Here is a 15,747-nt window from a genome sequence, read left to right on the forward strand (position 1 = left end):
AATCCACAGCGGGGGGGATGTACTGTAGATGCTGACTTTTATATGCCGCGCCGGCTTGATCGCCGTGACCCTGGCTACGCTGAGCACTGTTGCGCTCGCCGCCAATGCCAACCCTCCTACTTTGTATAGCAGCCTGGCGCGCTCGGCTCCAGAACTCAATCCCACTGTACTGAAAAGCGCCCTGAGCGCGGTGCAATGCGCGGTCAATAACGGCGAGGAACGCTCGGATCGCCTGGCCGTCATTGACTACTCCCAGCCCTCTACCGCCCGTCGGCTGTGGATCTTCGACCTGCGCAAAAAGACCCTGGTGCTGCGCGACCTGGTGGCTCACGGTGCCAAATCCGGGGAAAACTTCGCCACGCAGTTCTCCAATCGGGAAGGCAGCCACCAATCCAGCCTGGGTTTGTTCCGCACCCAGGAAAGTTACTTGGGCACCCACGGCTACTCGTTGCGCATGGACGGCCTGGAGCCGGGCTTCAATGACCAGGCCCGCGACCGCGCGCTGGTGATTCATGCGGCCGACTACGTCAACCCGGCCTGGAGCAAGCGCGAAGGCCGTATCGGCCGCAGCCAGGGTTGCCCGGCTGTGCGCCCACAAGTAGCGCGTCAGGTGGTAGACAAGCTCAAGGATGGGCAGTTCATGTTCTCCTGGTACCCGGACCAGCGCTGGCTGAAGTCCTCGACGTACTTGAACTGCAAGCCCCAACAAGTGGCCAGTAGTCGTACAATCCGTGGTGGTTAGCCTGTCCCCACAGATAAAAGAGAGCGTCGCATGCTTCTACATACGTCCACCTGGATCGAGATCGGGCAGTTTCTGGAGCGCAGCCGCACGGTGGTGATCCCCATCGGCTCCAACGAACAACACGGCCCCACCGGCCTGCTGGGCACTGATTGGATGTGCCCGGAAATCATCGCCCATGAGGCACAGAAGAACGCCGACATCCTGATCGGCCCGACCTTCAATATCGGCATGGCCCAGCACCACCTGGGCTTTCCCGGCACCATTTCGTTGCGCCCTTCCACCTTTATCGCCGCGATTGGCGACTGGGTGCGTTCGCTGGCCGGGCATGGTTTCGAGAAGATCCTGTTCTTGAATGGTCACGGCGGCAATATCGCCACCATCGAAGCAGCCTTTTCCGAGCTGTACGCCGAAGCCAGCTACGCGCGCCGCCCGGCCGGGTTTGCGCTCAAGCTGGTGAACTGGTGGGACTTGGAAGGCGTCAACGAACTGGCTCACCGCCAATTCCCGGTGGGCCACGGCAGCCATGCCACACCATCGGAGATTGCGGTGACGCAATGGGCGTACCCGGAGTCGATCAAGTCGGCTGAATATTCGCCACAAATCGCCAACACCGGGCCGATCCGCGAAGCACTGGACTTCCGCGCACGCTTTCCGGATGGCCGCATGGGCTCTGATCCCGCACTGGCGACGGTGGAAAAAGGCGGTGAGTTGGTGGCGTTGGCAGCCAAGGGGCTGGTCAACACCGTGAACATCTTCAGCAACGAAGCCAAACCCTAGGCCCACCATAAATCCAAATGTGGGCGCTGGCTTGTAGGGTCGCCGCATCGCTGCGATGGCGGTGTATCAGTCGAGAGGTTTAGTGACTGACACTCTGCTATCGCAGCGATGCGGCGACCCTACAAGCCAGCTCCCACCTTGAACGGTGTGAAGGCTCGAGTTACTTGCAGTCCTGTGCCGCCAACTCAAGCCGCGATGGCTTGATCGCCGACGCCAGTGGCTTGCGCTCATACAGGAACACCTTGGTGCCGTCCTGGGATTTGTAGGCTTCCAGCACATCATCGGCAGCAATCTTGCTGGTCAACACCACTTTGGCATGACGCGAGTTCTGGGTCACGGTCGAGGTAATGCCGTGCTTTTCAAGCTTGGGCAATACGCACTGCACATAGCCTTCCGGGGTCTTGTCAGTTAGCAGGGTCAAGCTTGGAGCGTTCGGAGCGGTGATACAACCGGTCAGCAACAAAGGAGCCGCAGCCAGGGCCGGGACGAAAAAAGCGCGCATATAAAATCCTGAATATAAAAAGAAAAGTTCACATTAACTGGCGCTTACCAGCGCCTTGAGCGACACATCGAACTGCTTCAACGCATCAAGCTGTACATCACGCTGCTGTTCAATCTGTGCGGCAATCTCCGGCGCCGCCTTATCACGCACCCACACCGACGGCACTTGCTTGTGCACCGAGCCTTCGGCCTTGGCAATGTATTGCAGGTTCACGTCATAGAACCGTGCAACAAAGCGCGCCTCAACCTGATCGTTACGCTGGGTCAACAGCTGGTTGTGGGTATCGAGCACCACCACCACATCCGGGTGCGCCTGCACCAGTTCATCCAGGCTGCTATAGACCGTTACCGTGAGAAAAGTGCCCTGCAGCGAACTCATTAACCAATCAATCGCCAGTTCCGGGTCGGAGCTGTTGACGAACGCCTGGCGGATACGCCCGTCGAGGGCATCCTTGGCGCCGTTCATGGCCATGGCGTGGTAGCGTTCCAGATAACTGAGGTTGTCGCGGGTGTTTTCGCTGTACAACACCCCCACCGATTGCGCGTGCCGCAGGGAGTCTACGCTACCGACGAGGGGCAGCAAATGGCCGGTACGCAGATCATCAGCAATCGCCGGGTTGGCCAGCACTGCCGTGCCGAGCATCAGTACCATCAGGCCCAGCTGGATTATCGTCCTCATCGCGCATTTCCTTGAACAGCGTGTCGATGGCGTGATTGTCCGCTTTTGGCGCAAAAACAGAACTTGTGATCCTTGATGGTGACTATCATTTGAACCGATAGTGTCAGGCAGCCTACCCCCATAAAACCTATAAGGACCACGCCATGAAGCCCCACCAGAAAACCTTCGACCGCATCCGCGAAGCCGTATTGCCGGAGTTTCGCGAGCGGGTCGCCGATTACCTGGTTGAATATGAAAACGTGCTGCAGGACGACACCGCGGACGCCGACCTGCGTTGTGCCAGCGCCCAGCAGCTGCGCGGCTACCTGCGCGGTTTGAACACCATGCGGGTGCTGGGCATGGCCGATTGGGAAGACCTGGACCGGCGTGTGGCCCAGGAATGGTTGTAACCCTTAGAGCGCCGGACGTTGCAGGTTGACCCAGGCCTGCACCGATGGCCGTTGCCATTGGCGTTGTGCATAGGCCACCAACTCGGTCGGCACGTTGTCACCGTTGAGGATCAAACGGTTGAGCATCACGGCCAGGTCAACATCGGCTATCGACCACGCTCCGAACAGGTACGCCGAGTTGCCTGCCAATAACGCCTGTGCCGCCTGAATCAACTTGTGCGCGGCCGCCTCACCCGCAGGCGATAACGGCGGCATCTTCTGCGCGTAAAACACCACCAGCGTCGAGCGTTCCTGGCGAATCGCCTGCAAGTCGCTGCGCAACCACGCCTGCACCTGACGCGCCCTCGCCCGCTGTTTTGGGTCCGTCGGGTACACCGTGGTTTCGGGGTAGGCCTCATCCAGGTACTCGCTGATCGCCGAAGACTCCGACAACGCAAAGTCGCCTTGCACCAACGTGGGCACGCGCTGAGTCAGGGACAGCTGGACAAATTCGGCCGCGCGGTTTTGCGCCGCGTCCAAGTCAAGGGTGACGGTTTCGAAGGCCAGGCCCTTTTCCTGCAGGGTGACGAACACCGACATGGCGTAGGGGCTGGTGAATTGAGCATCGACATACAGGCGCAACGACGGTGAAGGCATACAGGCTCTCCTTGGGTGAGAGCCCACGCTACGAGATCGACGGCGAGAAAGACAATGCGCAGTTTTTATGGAGGCATTCCTGGCGGGAATAGCAGCATTAATGGCAAGATAATAGCTCTTGGCCACACCGCGAAGCTGCTCCGGCCTTCGCCACCCTCACCCATAGCTTTCAAGGAAGATAAGCTTATGAAACAAGCAGTTGTCGTTATACACGGCATCGGCGAACAGCGCCCGATGGACACCTTGCGCGGTTTCGTCGAAGCGATGATCCCGGCGGACACGCCCGATGGCACGCCGTTCTACTGGAGCAAGCCGGACCGGCTTTCGCGCAATTTCGACCTGCGTGTATTGAAGTCGTCGGGCCGTACCAGTACCGATTTCTACGAGTATTACTGGGCCCACAAAATGCAGGGCACCAAGGTCGGCCACCTGCTGGGCTGGCTGTGGGATATTTTCAAGCGCCCGCGCCGTGATATTCCCGACGCCATCGTGCCGATCTGGCGTACCACGCGCTGGACGGTGATGGTGCTCCTGCTGCTGATTGCCAGTGGCACCCTCGCCACGGCCTGGGGCCGGTTCGACCACAGCGACAATCCCTTCGCACTGGTGCCGCTGCTGCTCGGCGCCATTGGCTTGGGGCTGCGTTATTCCGCGCTGTCCTACCTGGGCGATGCGGCCCGCTACCTGAGCCCCAACCCGCAGAACGTGGTAGTGCGCGAACAGATCCGCGCCGACGGCGTGGCATTGCTGCGCGCCCTGCATAACAAAGGCGACTACGACCGCATCATCGTCGTCGGCCACAGTTTGGGCAGTGTGATTGCCTACGACATCGTCGGCTACCTGTGGCATGAACACCACGATCAACTGACTAAAGTCATCCCCAGCAACCGCGAGCTGGCTCGCCGTTACGCTGACCACGAACCGCTGCAACCGGTGGTCAAGGAAGCACTGCCCAACGCCGGCGCGGCGCTCGACGCAAGCCTGGGCAGTCTGTTTAGATTTCGTGAACAACAGGCCGAAGCCTTTATCGAGCAGCGCGGCCTGGGCAACCCCTGGCGCATTACCGATTTAGTCACTGTGGGCAGCCCCATGGCCCACGCCAGCCTGTTGTTGGGCCGCAGCGTGAGTGACTTCAAAAAACGCATCGAACGCCGCGAAGCCCCCGCTTGCCCGCCCACCGAGGACACCAAGGGCTACGGCTACAACGCCCGTCAACCGGTGATGCTGGGGCAAAAACCGTTTACCCCGCAGTACCTGCACCACGCGGCGGCGTTCGCCGTGACACGCTGGACCAACCTGTACTTCCCCGCACCCTACGGTTTGTTTGGCGATATCGTCGGCGGCCCGGTCAAGCCGGTGATGGGTGCAGGCGTGCTGGATTTACCGGTCACTGTAAGTACCTGGAAAGGCTGGCTCGCCCGCTCCTGGCTCAGCCATACCGGTTATTGGAGCGAGCGCGGCGGCGCACAGGGCTACCTCGGCACGCTCACCCAGGATGACAACGCGATCACCCATGGCCCACGCCCGTCGGCCACCGAAGCACTGCGCTGGGCGGTCGACCTCAAGGGGCTGCGGCGCTTTCGTCCAGTGGGTACCAAGGAAACCCAGACGCCCGCCGAGGCCTAGGAAGCATGATCGTTCCCACGCTCTGCGTGGGAATGCCGCCCCGGACGCTCCGCGTCCCAAGTTGGCGCATGCCTTAAGCCTTGCGCAAGGCAACGCAGAGCGTGGGAACGATCATGCGACCGCCGCCTAGCCGGTGAAGCCGCCGGCCTTGAGAAACTCATGCTCGGGCTGGGTGGTTGCCCTGGCCAATACCGCATTGCGATGGGGAAACCGCCCAAACCGCTCAATGATATCGGCGTGTTCCTTGGCCCAATGGTAGGTGTTGGCATCCAAATGCCGGTTCAACGCCACCGAGCGCTGCTGGTCTGCCGGGTCTTCGGAATGTTCAAACGGCAGGTAACAGAACGCACGCAGTTCGGGCTCGATCTGTTGATCCAACCCGGCGTCCACCATCCGCCGTGCATACAGACGCGCCAACGGGTCGGTGGCAAACATATGCGCCGTGCCGCGAAACGCATTGCGCGGGTACTGATCCAGCAAAATCAGCAAGGCCAGCGCGCCCTGCGCCGAATCCAGCCAGCTTTCCAGCTCACGCCGGGCGGCTTGCATATGCGTGGCGTGAAAGGTCTCGCGAAAGGCTGCGTCAAACGCGTCGTCCTTGGCGAACCAGCGTTTGGGTCCTGCCTGCTTCCAGAACGCGATCACTGCCTCGGCGGATTGATCGTTCATGCTCGTCATCGTTTTCTCCAACGTTTAACCCAAAAAAGCCGCACAGATTTCATCATCGACGCCGGCAATATCCATTAAGTTTCCCACAGGAGCCGCGCAAGCTTGTGCGCGGCCGCACCATTGCCCATAGGGTTTACCTGATGATCCACCGTCTTGCCCAGGTTTTCAGCGATTCCAATCGCCAAGTGCGCAGCAAACTGTTTGGTATTTATGGGGTATTGATCGCCCTTAACGTCGGTGCCTGGCTTTGGGCGCTGGCGGCCTTCCACGACCATCCGGTGCTGCTCGGCACCGCCCTGCTCGCCTACGGTTTCGGCCTGCGCCATGCGGTGGACGCCGACCATATCGCGGCCATCGACAACGCTACCCGCAAGCTGATGCAAGAGCAGAAACGCCCGGTAGCCGTGGGCTTGTTTTTCTCCCTCGGGCATTCCTCCGTGGTGGTACTGGCCTCGATTGGCGTGGTGTTCGCAGCGTCGGCCATGCAGGCGCACTTCGAAACCTTCAAAGCGGTAGGCGGTGTGATCGGCACTTCGGTGTCGGCGCTGTTTCTGCTGTTGATCGCCCTGATGAACCTGATCATCCTGCGCGCCATCTACAAAGCCTGGCGGCATGTGCGCGAAGGCGGCGCTTATGTGGATGACGATTTTGACCTGCTGCTGGCTGATCGGGGTTTGCTGGCACGCTTCTTTCGCCCGCTGTTTCGCTTGATAACGCGCAGTTGGCACCTGTACCCGCTGGGCTTTCTGTTCGGCCTGGGCTTTGACACCGCCACCGAGGTCGGCTTGCTCGGCATCTCCGCCAGCCAGGCCTCACAGGGCCTGTCGCCTTGGTCGATCATGGTGTTCCCGCTGCTGTTCAGCGCCGGCATGTCGCTGGTCGACACCCTCGACGGCCACTTGATGCTCGGCGCCTACGGCTGGGCCTACCTCAAGCCGATCCGCAAGATTTACTACAACATGACCATCACCCTGGTGTCAGTGGTCGTCGCTGTGGTGATCGGCAGTATCGAGGCGTTGGGGCTGATCTCGGACCAACTGGACCTCAAAGGCGCGTTCTGGGGCTTTATCGGCGCCTTGAACGACAGCTTCGGCATGCTCGGGTACATCATCATCGCGATATTTGCCGTCAGTTGGGCGATCTCGGTGATGCTGTACCGCTGGAAGGGTTTTGACGCCATTGAGGTCAATCGTCCTGTGGCCTGAAACTGCGCGCCACCGAGGCAAGCCCTCGGTTCAAGGCGCAAGGACGTGCAAATAGAACGCGTGAAACATGAAATACGCACAGCCGGCCAGCGCCAGCCCCATGCAGCGGTTGAACCAGGTAAACGCCGCCGCTCCGTTGATCCGCCGCCCCAGCAGCGCGCCCAGCAATGCGTAAACCCACGGCGCGCCGACTGCCCCCAGCCCCAGCAAGGCCGACACGCCAAAGATCGAGGCACCGGTAATATGCGCCGCCGGCAGCATCACGCTGGTGATTGGCAACACCGCGACGATGCCCTTGGGGTTGAGCAACTGGATCACCAGGCCATTTAAGAAGGTCAGGGTCTTGGCCGGCGAGCTTGAGGCGTCATCCACCTCGGTACGGGCGGTGAACACTTGGTACGCGAGGTACAGCGTGTACACGCCGCCAATCAAAGATATATACGGCAGCGCCGCCTGGGAGATGATCGCTTCGCCGGTGTAGCCAAACAGCACGAACATCAGCAGCATCGCGCAGCCCACGCCGATGTAGAAGCCGCTGGAGCGCCGTAACTTGCCCGTAAGCCCGGCATTCAGGCCCATCAAGTTGACGGGGCCGGGGCTGTACATGACGCTGAACGCGTAGAGGAAAATGTCCATGGGGAACCTGCAGTAGAAGACGTCGGGCGAGTCTACTGAGGGGTTGGTGCGCACTCTTGAACGTTTGTGGTGAGTTATAAGTGAGTGTTTCTTAGGGTAGAGGGCATTAATTGATGTACCTGTTCGTTCATCAGTTAGCCGACCGCGATCGATTTCCAAAAAGCTTAAAAAGCGCAATAGCTCAGTCATCAATCCCAAAAGTCATTGAAGCTCGACCTAGACGATCCAACCAAGTCATGATATCAATACACCACTATCGCATGGAGGCAATCAAATGTTCGTACGTGACCCTATACGCTCAACAAAAACCTCATGCCGCTTGTACTTTTTCAAAAGAATGGTTTTGTAATGAGCATTAATTTTTTTGTCATTGGTAAAAATGAAATAAATTTAGCCTCTCAAGATGCAATAATTCTTGTGCCCGACGGATGGGATGACTTCGATTACAAAACTTCCTTTGACGTATACTGCACCATCAACAATCAAAAAATCAATTTAGGCACAACGAAAATCGGCTACAACGGACAACTTCCAGGAAGAACACTAACAAAAATCCCCAATAATTTTACTGCGCTTTCTGAAGATTGGTTTTCACTCGGACAAGATGTAGATTTCTATAAAAACATTAAAAAACATCTGGGCCATAAAAAAGGGACAGAACTTCTTACAGCCCTGAGGGATGCATCTATAAGTAATCTTTATTTCGACAAAGCCAAAGACGAAATAGTTTTTCGAAAGTCATTAATGCGCGATGTAAGCACATCGTCAATATTCGGGCAATTTTCGCGCATTATACAAGGAAAACCAGAGCTCACCAGTTTCAGCTTCAGCTACAGCGAACCAAAAGACCCAAGCCACGCGGGAGTAAATCTCTATTTTCAAGTGGAGCCCGCATCCAAACCACCGACTAACGTACATGTTTTAATTGGTGCAAATGGGGTCGGAAAAACGACCATCCTAAACAACATGGTCGGCGCTATCACTGAAAAGCACAACAATTTAGCACCCCCTGGCACCTTTCATTCCACCAACCTTTGGGGAATTAAGTTTCCGCTACCTTCAGACTACTTTAGCAGTGTAATTTCCGTATCATTCAGTGCATTCGACCCTTTTATCCCACCATCTGACCAACCTGATCGAACCCAAGGAATTGCGTACTTCTACATCGGAATGAAACAAGCACGACAAGGTGGCAATTTTGCTCCACCCAAAACCAGTAGCGACTTTGAAAAAGAGCTTTTTGAGAGCATCGGATCGTGCTTTAGTCAGCCAGCCAAACGTGAGCGATGGTTCACAGCAATCAAACAACTAGAGTCGGATAGCAACTTCGGAGATATGGATTTAAGTAAAGATCGAAAACTTCCGGCGGAGGAAGGGCTTATTGTAGCCAAGCAAAAAATCAGAGGGATGAGTTCAGGACATTTCATCGTACTGCTGACAATTTCTAAGCTCGTAGATAAAGTTGAGGAAAAAACTCTAGTCCTCCTAGACGAACCAGAAAGCCATCTTCACCCCCCACTCCTTTCTGCATTTACACGAGCCCTGTCTGACTTATTGTACGAACGTAATGGGGTAGCAATCATTGCAACCCATTCTCCTGTAGTCGCGCAGGAGGTACCGCGCTCATGTGTATGGAAGCTCACTAGAATAAGAGCTGAGGGACGGTCAGATCGCCCGGACATCGAGACATTTGGTGAAAATGTAGGGGTGTTGACTCGTGAAATTTTTGGACTTGAAGTCTCAAAATCAGGCTTCCATTCGGTACTCCAAGACCTCGTTAATCGTGGCGGCACATTTGATCAAATCCTTGATGAGTACGATGAACAACTTGGCTTTGAAGCACAGGCGATACTGAGAACTCTAGTAAGAGTCAGAGACAAATACCAGGCAAAGCCGCAATGAACATACTTCAGAAACCATTTATAAACTATTTAAAGGTACTTGATGCTTGTAGGGGGGCGATTTCTGAGCCAGGAATAGCGCTTCGGTTCGTTTTAGCGAGAAACCAGCTTTCTAAAGCATTCAATGAGTATGATCGCGAAGCAACCGCACATCGCTTGTTTTCACTTCCAGCTAGCGGACGAGCACACCCGGAACAAGTGGTTGTCAAAAATCTGACAAAGGGTGAACTTGTCGACCTTTACTCAATACATATGATTGGAGACAGCAAGCCTGCTCGCGCCTACTACGATCAAATAAAATTAATTGCCCCTCTTAGAAAATGCCCATTTTGCGGATTCGGGCAAGTTACTACCTTAGACCACTTCCTCTCCAAAGCGAGATATCCGACCTTTTCCATTCTACCATCAAACTTAATCCCCTCTTGCTCTGACTGTAACAAAGGCAAGGGCTCATCTATTGTCACCCAGGCAAAACAACTATTACACCCCTATTTCGAAAGTAAATGCATAGAAACAAAACCATGGCTTTTTGTAGAAGTCATTGAGACTGTGCCTCCCACAGTACTTTACTTCGTCGTACCACCAACGAGCTATCCGCACGACCTAGCATTTAGAGTTCGAAATCACTTTTCAGACTTCGAATTAGAAAGGCGGTTCTCTATAGAAGCTACAACAGAGCTTTCCACGCTGGCCGATTTACTCGCAGATTTGAATGACTACGACCTAATCAACGACCATCTAAAAAGGGTTGCTCGAGTCGAGCGAAAGCATAGGAAAAATAGCTGGAAAGCGGCCCTATATGACGCATTATCTCATAACAGCTGGTATAAAAATGGTGGCTTCCGAAGAGAGGTAAAAGAACGCCAAGCGACCTCACACTTAAATTTTCTTTATTAATACTAACGAGCCCCCTAAACACCAAATAGCCAAGTTATTATTCTTACCACCTTACATTTAAACCAATCATTCAACCCTAATCAAAATTCATAGCTCTCGTTCAGCCATAAGGAAAACCATGCCACTGAATCTGCACACCGCAGTATAACTATCAAGAGCGCTTTCGCGACTGACTACTAGCCGTGAAATCAACTCGAAATTTAGAACATAAACGCGACGCCGCTGGCCCCCTCCATTCGTAACGCCTAACATAGGCAAAAACACCCACTCAAATGAGCACCCATGATCAAAGCCAGCCTGCGCACTCACCTGACCTTATGGTTTGCCGGTTTGTCACTGCTCACGCTGCTGAGCGTTGGGGTCTACGTGGGCCACATCGCCACTGAACAGATGAAGCAGGCCAGCGGCAATGCCCTGCTGAGCACGGCGCGCTCCACTGCGGCCTTGCTCGCTGTGCAACTGCGTGAACGCCAGCTGGAAGTGTCTTTGCTGAGCAAGGCGCCGATCATGCGCAAGGGCAACCTGGGTGCGCCGGACATCCTCACCTTGATGGAACTGCGCACCCAGTCGCGCGCCGAATATGCCTGGATGGGCATTGCCGACGCCGAGGGCCGAGTGCTCCAGGCCGTCAACGGGTTACTGGTCAACCAGTCGGTCGGCCAGCGGCCCTGGTTCCAGGCCGGCCTGCACGGCGAATACACCGGTGACCCTCACGAAGCGGTATTGCTGGCCAAGCTGTTGCCCAGTTCGGCCAGCGGCGAGCCATTGCGTTTTATCGACTTTGCCGCACCTATCCGCAATGCCCAGGGCGAGACCATCGGCGTGCTGGGCGCGCATGCGCACTGGAGCTGGGTCACGCAGATCGTCGACTCGGCGGTGATGCAAAAAGACGCTATCCCTGATATCGAGGCCCTGATCGTCGACTTCGACGGCAAGGTGCTCTACCCCGAAAGCCTCGCAGGCGAGCAAATGCCGCAAGGCAAACTGATCACCCATTCCGGCTGGTGGGCAGGCAACGGCTACGTCACCGCCTCGGTCGCCGTGCCGAGCCCATCCAATGCGAACATGACCTGGTACATCATGGTCCGCCAACCTCTGGACGTGGCCCTGCAACCGGCGCGGACGCTGCTGTATAAATTGCTGATACTTGGTGTGCTGGCGGCGGTCGCGTTTGTACTGGCCGCCTACTACCTCGCCTCGTCCCTCAGCCGCCCGATCGAACGCCTGGCCAAATCCGCCAGGCTCGTTCAGGAGCAGCAACCTGGCGCTGCATTCCCTCAGGAACACTCAGTGCTGGAGATTGCGCAACTGGGCCGCTCCCTCACCAGCATGACCCAATCGCTGCTGGCCAAAGAGCGCCAATTGCAAGAGGCCAACGCCTCCCTGGAAGCCACCGTCGCCCAACGCACGGCCGACCTCACCCAGGCCAACGCCGACCTGCTCAACCTGGCGACCCACGACGCGCTGACCGGCGTCTACAACCGCCGCCGCTTCGACGAAAAACTTGCCGAGAACAGCCTGCTGTTCCAACGCACCGGCCGCACCTTCGCCCTGCTGCTGATCGATGCCGACTACTTCAAGCGCGTCAACGATACCTACGGCCACGCGGTCGGTGACGAGGTGCTGTGCCAACTGGCCGCCCTGATCGAAAGCAACACCCGCGCCACCGACTTTGTCGCACGCTATGGCGGTGAAGAGTTCGCGGTGTTGCTGCCGGAAGTCGAAGAGCCGGACAGCCCTGACGTGGTCGCCGAGAAAATCCGCGCGGCGGTGGCGGCCGCGAAATTTGCGACGGTGGGGCATGTGACGGTGAGTATTGGCGTGAGCCTCGCAGAGCCAGCCGACCGGGACTCCTCGGCGCTGCTCAAGCGCGCGGACATGCAGCTGTATCAGGCCAAGGGCGCGGGCCGTAATCGGGTGGCGTGATGGTTCTCAGCCAAGACTTTTCGATAAAACGACTGGAAGATCTGCCCGAGCAGATCCACACGCTGCAAGCGCAGGCCGTTGCTGAGGGGTTCAGGTTCCTCACGCGGCTTGTCACCGAATGGGAAAACCGCACTAACCGGTTTGATCAACCCGGTGAGTGCCTTCTGGGTGTGTTCCGCCACGACCAATTGGTCGCAATCGGGGGCGTTTCACGCGATTCGTATTCCACTGCCGACAACGGCCGAATACGCCGCGTCTACGTCGCTCCAGCGATGCGTGGGCAACAGGTCGGAAAAACGTTGGTACAACAGTTGCTGGCATTCGCCGCAATGCACTTTCAAACGGTACGCCTGACTACAGACACAACACAGGGCGCAGCGTTTTATCTACAGTGCGGGTTTCACTCGGTGACTGATGACACCGCCACTCACGCCAAGTCCGTGAAGTGATTTGGCTCACCTGCAGCTACCGCAGACCAGTGTCGTAGCCACAAACAGTCATACTCAGACGCTACCTTTGAAAACCTGGCGCGCAAAATCCGCCCGCTAACCTTTCGATCTGATCCAAGTGCGGGCACAATGCGTGTCCTTTTTTGGCAGGCACCGCCGCAGGCTCTCAAAAATGATCAAAACGCCGTACTACCTCATCGATAAACAGAAGCTTCTGGTCAACATGCAGAAGATTGCTTACGTGCGCGAGCAGTCCGGCGCCAAGGCGCTGCTGGCGCTCAAGTGCTTTGCCACCTGGTCGGTGTTTGACCTGATGCAGGAATACATGGACGGCACCACCTCGTCGTCGCTGTATGAGTTGAAGCTCGGTCGCCAGAAGTTCGAAGGTGAAGCGCACGCCTACAGCGTGGCGTGGGCTGACGACGAAATCGAAGAGATGTTGGATAACTGCGACAAGATCATCTTCAACTCCATCAGCCAATTGCAGCGTTTTGCCGAACGCAGTGAAGGCAAGACCCGCGGCCTGCGCGTCAACCCGCAAGTGAGCAGCTCCGACTATTTGCTCGCCGACCCGGCGCGCCCGTTCAGCCGCCTGGGCGAATGGGACCCGGTGAAAATCGAAGGTGTGATCGAGCAGATCTCGGGCTTCATGTTCCACAACAACTGCGAGAACGGCGACTTCAGCCTATTCGACAAAATGCTCGGCACCATCGAAGAACGCTTCGGCGCGCTGCTGCACAAGGTCAACTGGGTCAGCCTCGGCGGCGGCATCCACTTTACCGGTGAAGGTTACGCCATTGATGCGTTCTGCCAGCGCCTCAAGGCGTTCTCGCAGAAGTACGACGTGCAGGTGTACCTGGAACCTGGCGAAGCGGCGATCACTAACAGCGCATCGCTGGAAGTGACTGTGCTCGACACCCTCTACAACGGCAAGAATCTCGCTGTAGTAGACAGCTCCATCGAAGCCCACTTGCTGGACCTGCTGATCTACCGCCTCAACGCCAAGCTGGCGCCGAGCGAGGGTGAACACACCTATATGGTGTGCGGCAAATCCTGCCTGGCCGGGGACATCTTCGGCGAATATCAATTTGATCGTCCGCTGGCCATCGGCGATCGGCTGTCGTTCATCGACACCGCAGGCTACACCATGGTCAAGAAAAACTGGTTCAACGGCCTGAAAATGCCGTCCATCGTAGTGAAACAACTCGACGGTACAGTCGAGGTGGTTCGTGAATTTGGTTACGACGACTACCTGTCCAGCCTTTCGTAAGCTGGCGGATAAAGGAGAGATAAAGCAATTGAAAAAGAACGTTCTTATCATTGGTGCAGGAGGTGTCGCCAAGGTGGTGGCCCACAAGTGCGCGCAGCACAACGACGAACTCGGTCGTATTGCTATCGCGTCGCGCAACATCTCCAAATGCCAGGCCATCATCGACAGCGTCAAGGCCAAGGGTAGCCTCAAGGTGCCTGCGGATATTAAAGCCTTTGCGCTGAACGCCATGGACGTGGAAGCGACCAAGGCCCTGATCCGCGAGACAGAGTCGCAGATCGTCATCAACGTAGGTTCCTCGTTCCTCAACATGTCGGTACTGCGTGCCTGCATCGACACGGGCGTTGCGTACCTGGACACCGCCATTCACGAAGAGCCGGGCAAGGTCTGCGAGACCCCGCCGTGGTACGGCAACTATGAATGGAACCACCTGGAAGAGTGCAAACAGAAGAACATCACCGCTATCCTTGGCGTGGGCTTCGACCCGGGTGTCGTCAACGCGTATGCCGCGCTGGCGCAGCAACAGCATTTCGACCGCATTGATTCGATCGACATTCTCGACGTCAATGCCGGCAGCCATGGCAAATACTTCGCCACCAACTTCGACCCGGAAATCAACTTCCGCGAGTTCACCGGGCAGGTGTGGAGCTGGCAGAACAGCCAGTGGACCAGCAACACCATGTTCGAAGTCAAACGCACCGACGACCTGCCGGTCGTCGGTTCGCAGAACCTCTACCTCACCGGCCACGATGAAGTGCACTCGCTGTCGAAAAACCTCGACGTGCCCAACGTGCGGTTCTGGATGAGCTTCGGCGAACACTACATCAACGTGTTCACCGTATTGAAAAACCTCGGCCTGCTCTCCGAAAAACCGGTCACCACCGCCGAAGGCCTGGAAGTCGTGCCGCTTAAACTGGTCAAGGCCGTGCTGCCCGACCCGTCGTCGCTCGCCCCAGGCTACACCGGCAAAACCTGCATTGGTGACCTGGTCAAAGGCACCAAAGGCGGCCTGCCACGTGAGATGTTCATCTACAACGTGGCCTGCCATGAAGAAGCCTTTGCCGAGACCGAAAGCCAGGGCATCTCCTACACCGCAGGCGTGCCTCCGGTAGCCGCTGCGCTGCTGGTAGCGCGTGGCGAGTGGGATGTGAAACACATGGCCAACGTTGAGGAATTGCCGGCTGAGCCGTTCCTGAAGGCGCTGGACGTGATGGGGTTGCCGACTCGGATTAAAGACGAGCACGGTGATCGAGCTTGGGATGCGATGGCCTGATAGGCGATAGCTGACCGAAGAAAAAAATGCGCCCTCAGGGGCGCATTTTTTGTTGGGGCTATAGCAGACTTGTCAGAATAATGAAGAACCAAATGTGGGAGCGGGCTTGCTCGCGAAAGCGATGTTTCGGTAGCGAACAGGTTGACTGACCCCCTGCATTCGCGAGCAAGC

16 protein-coding genes are annotated in these 15,747 nt (G+C 56.8%); 11 read left to right on the top strand and 5 right to left on the bottom strand.

What is annotated here, in order from left to right; translation table 11 throughout:
* The first annotated feature begins 28 nt into the window (after nucleotides 1-28).
* Together P5706_RS18400 and P5706_RS18405 are read left to right on the top strand one after the other, a co-directional pair.
* The gene (locus tag P5706_RS18400) at nucleotides 29-742 is read left to right on the top strand and encodes a murein L,D-transpeptidase catalytic domain family protein (protein WP_200433655.1); all 714 of its coding nucleotides are present in this window, start codon (nucleotides 29-31) and stop codon (nucleotides 740-742) included.
* Between the two features lie 30 nt (nucleotides 743-772).
* Nucleotides 773-1,519 (top strand): creatininase family protein, encoded by a 747-nt coding sequence (locus P5706_RS18405; RefSeq protein ID WP_285680696.1) that lies wholly within the window; start codon nucleotides 773-775, stop codon nucleotides 1,517-1,519.
* Between the two features lie 160 nt (nucleotides 1,520-1,679).
* Here P5706_RS18405 and P5706_RS18410 read toward each other — a convergent pair whose 3' ends face one another.
* Entirely contained in the window at nucleotides 1,680-2,021 is a 342-nt protein-coding gene (locus tag P5706_RS18410) for a hypothetical protein (RefSeq protein ID WP_138815891.1), read from the bottom strand.
* A gap of 33 nt (nucleotides 2,022-2,054) precedes the next feature.
* Nucleotides 2,055-2,699, bottom strand: coding sequence for an ATPase (locus tag P5706_RS18415; protein WP_200433657.1), 645 nt, complete (start codon nucleotides 2,697-2,699; stop codon nucleotides 2,055-2,057).
* Between the two features lie 143 nt (nucleotides 2,700-2,842).
* Here P5706_RS18415 and P5706_RS18420 point away from each other — a divergent pair, with 143 nt between their 5' ends.
* Nucleotides 2,843-3,088, top strand: a complete 246-nt coding sequence (locus P5706_RS18420) for a hypothetical protein (protein ID WP_200433658.1) — start codon at nucleotides 2,843-2,845, stop codon at nucleotides 3,086-3,088.
* Between the two features lie 3 nt (nucleotides 3,089-3,091).
* On the opposite strand, the gene yfcF is transcribed toward P5706_RS18420, so the two are convergent.
* Nucleotides 3,092-3,724, bottom strand: a complete 633-nt coding sequence (yfcF, locus tag P5706_RS18425) for a glutathione transferase (protein ID WP_200433659.1) — start codon at nucleotides 3,722-3,724, stop codon at nucleotides 3,092-3,094.
* A gap of 186 nt (nucleotides 3,725-3,910) precedes the next feature.
* On the opposite strand from yfcF, the gene P5706_RS18430 reads away from it, so the two are divergent.
* Nucleotides 3,911-5,350, top strand: coding sequence for an alpha/beta hydrolase family protein (locus P5706_RS18430; protein WP_285680700.1), 1,440 nt, complete (start codon nucleotides 3,911-3,913; stop codon nucleotides 5,348-5,350).
* Between the two features lie 126 nt (nucleotides 5,351-5,476).
* Here P5706_RS18430 and P5706_RS18435 read toward each other — a convergent pair whose 3' ends face one another.
* The gene (locus tag P5706_RS18435) at nucleotides 5,477-6,019 is read right to left on the bottom strand and encodes a DUF924 family protein (RefSeq protein ID WP_200433661.1); all 543 of its coding nucleotides are present in this window, start codon (nucleotides 6,017-6,019) and stop codon (nucleotides 5,477-5,479) included.
* A 140-nt stretch (nucleotides 6,020-6,159) separates the two neighbouring features.
* On the opposite strand from P5706_RS18435, the gene P5706_RS18440 reads away from it, so the two are divergent.
* Entirely contained in the window at nucleotides 6,160-7,224 is a 1,065-nt protein-coding gene (locus P5706_RS18440; RefSeq protein ID WP_285682770.1) for a HoxN/HupN/NixA family nickel/cobalt transporter, read from the top strand.
* A gap of 30 nt (nucleotides 7,225-7,254) precedes the next feature.
* On the opposite strand, the gene P5706_RS18445 is transcribed toward P5706_RS18440, so the two are convergent.
* Nucleotides 7,255-7,860 (bottom strand): LysE family translocator, encoded by a 606-nt coding sequence (locus P5706_RS18445; protein ID WP_285680702.1) that lies wholly within the window; start codon nucleotides 7,858-7,860, stop codon nucleotides 7,255-7,257.
* Between the two features lie 348 nt (nucleotides 7,861-8,208).
* Here P5706_RS18445 and P5706_RS18450 point away from each other — a divergent pair, with 348 nt between their 5' ends.
* From P5706_RS18450 to P5706_RS18475, 6 genes are all read left to right on the top strand, one after another.
* The gene (locus P5706_RS18450; RefSeq protein ID WP_285680705.1) at nucleotides 8,209-9,762 is read left to right on the top strand and encodes an AAA family ATPase; all 1,554 of its coding nucleotides are present in this window, start codon (nucleotides 8,209-8,211) and stop codon (nucleotides 9,760-9,762) included.
* Nucleotides 9,759-10,658 (top strand): HNH endonuclease, encoded by a 900-nt coding sequence (locus tag P5706_RS18455; protein ID WP_285680708.1) that lies wholly within the window; start codon nucleotides 9,759-9,761, stop codon nucleotides 10,656-10,658. Before P5706_RS18450 ends, P5706_RS18455 begins: the two co-directional genes overlap by 4 nt.
* 282 nt (nucleotides 10,659-10,940) lie before the next feature.
* Nucleotides 10,941-12,584, top strand: a complete 1,644-nt coding sequence (locus tag P5706_RS18460) for a sensor domain-containing diguanylate cyclase (protein ID WP_285680710.1) — start codon at nucleotides 10,941-10,943, stop codon at nucleotides 12,582-12,584.
* Nucleotides 12,584-13,033 carry a GNAT family N-acetyltransferase gene (locus tag P5706_RS18465; protein ID WP_285680712.1) on the top strand — a complete coding sequence of 150 codons (450 nt, stop codon included), beginning with the start codon at nucleotides 12,584-12,586 and terminating at the stop codon, nucleotides 13,031-13,033. The genes P5706_RS18460 and P5706_RS18465 overlap by 1 nt, the downstream gene beginning before the upstream one ends.
* 172 nt (nucleotides 13,034-13,205) lie before the next feature.
* Nucleotides 13,206-14,303, top strand: coding sequence for a carboxynorspermidine decarboxylase (locus P5706_RS18470; protein WP_285680714.1), 1,098 nt, complete (start codon nucleotides 13,206-13,208; stop codon nucleotides 14,301-14,303).
* 28 nt (nucleotides 14,304-14,331) lie between these two features.
* A complete protein-coding gene (locus P5706_RS18475; RefSeq protein WP_285680716.1) occupies nucleotides 14,332-15,576 on the top strand; it encodes a saccharopine dehydrogenase family protein in 1,245 nt (414 codons plus the stop codon).
* The last annotated feature ends 171 nt before the right edge of the window (nucleotides 15,577-15,747 follow it).

It is taken from the genome of Pseudomonas sp. ChxA (assembly GCF_030263855.1).
Taxonomy (GTDB): Bacteria; Pseudomonadota; Gammaproteobacteria; order Pseudomonadales; family Pseudomonadaceae; genus Aquipseudomonas; species Aquipseudomonas fluorescens_CB.

Excerpts from the sequence above, each read along its gene's own strand:
- P5706_RS18420 (WP_200433658.1), top strand. The coding sequence starts at position 2,843 with ATGAAGCCCCACCAGAAAACCTTCGACCGCATCCGCGAAGCCGTATTG.
- yfcF (WP_200433659.1), bottom strand. The coding sequence starts at position 3,724 with ATGCCTTCACCGTCGTTGCGCCTGTATGTCGATGCTCAATTCACCAGC.
- P5706_RS18470 (WP_285680714.1), top strand. The coding sequence starts at position 13,206 with ATGATCAAAACGCCGTACTACCTCATCGATAAACAGAAGCTTCTGGTC.
- P5706_RS18450 (WP_285680705.1), top strand. The coding sequence starts at position 8,209 with ATGAGCATTAATTTTTTTGTCATTGGTAAAAATGAAATAAATTTAGCC.
- P5706_RS18405 (WP_285680696.1), top strand. The coding sequence starts at position 773 with ATGCTTCTACATACGTCCACCTGGATCGAGATCGGGCAGTTTCTGGAG.
- P5706_RS18400 (WP_200433655.1), top strand. The coding sequence starts at position 29 with ATGCTGACTTTTATATGCCGCGCCGGCTTGATCGCCGTGACCCTGGCT.
- P5706_RS18460 (WP_285680710.1), top strand. The coding sequence starts at position 10,941 with ATGATCAAAGCCAGCCTGCGCACTCACCTGACCTTATGGTTTGCCGGT.
- P5706_RS18445 (WP_285680702.1), bottom strand. The coding sequence starts at position 7,860 with ATGGACATTTTCCTCTACGCGTTCAGCGTCATGTACAGCCCCGGCCCC.
- P5706_RS18430 (WP_285680700.1), top strand. The coding sequence starts at position 3,911 with ATGAAACAAGCAGTTGTCGTTATACACGGCATCGGCGAACAGCGCCCG.
- P5706_RS18435 (WP_200433661.1), bottom strand. The coding sequence starts at position 6,019 with ATGAACGATCAATCCGCCGAGGCAGTGATCGCGTTCTGGAAGCAGGCA.
- P5706_RS18465 (WP_285680712.1), top strand. The coding sequence starts at position 12,584 with ATGGTTCTCAGCCAAGACTTTTCGATAAAACGACTGGAAGATCTGCCC.
- P5706_RS18440 (WP_285682770.1), top strand. The coding sequence starts at position 6,160 with ATGATCCACCGTCTTGCCCAGGTTTTCAGCGATTCCAATCGCCAAGTG.
- P5706_RS18410 (WP_138815891.1), bottom strand. The coding sequence starts at position 2,021 with ATGCGCGCTTTTTTCGTCCCGGCCCTGGCTGCGGCTCCTTTGTTGCTG.
- P5706_RS18415 (WP_200433657.1), bottom strand. The coding sequence starts at position 2,699 with ATGAGGACGATAATCCAGCTGGGCCTGATGGTACTGATGCTCGGCACG.
- P5706_RS18455 (WP_285680708.1), top strand. The coding sequence starts at position 9,759 with ATGAACATACTTCAGAAACCATTTATAAACTATTTAAAGGTACTTGAT.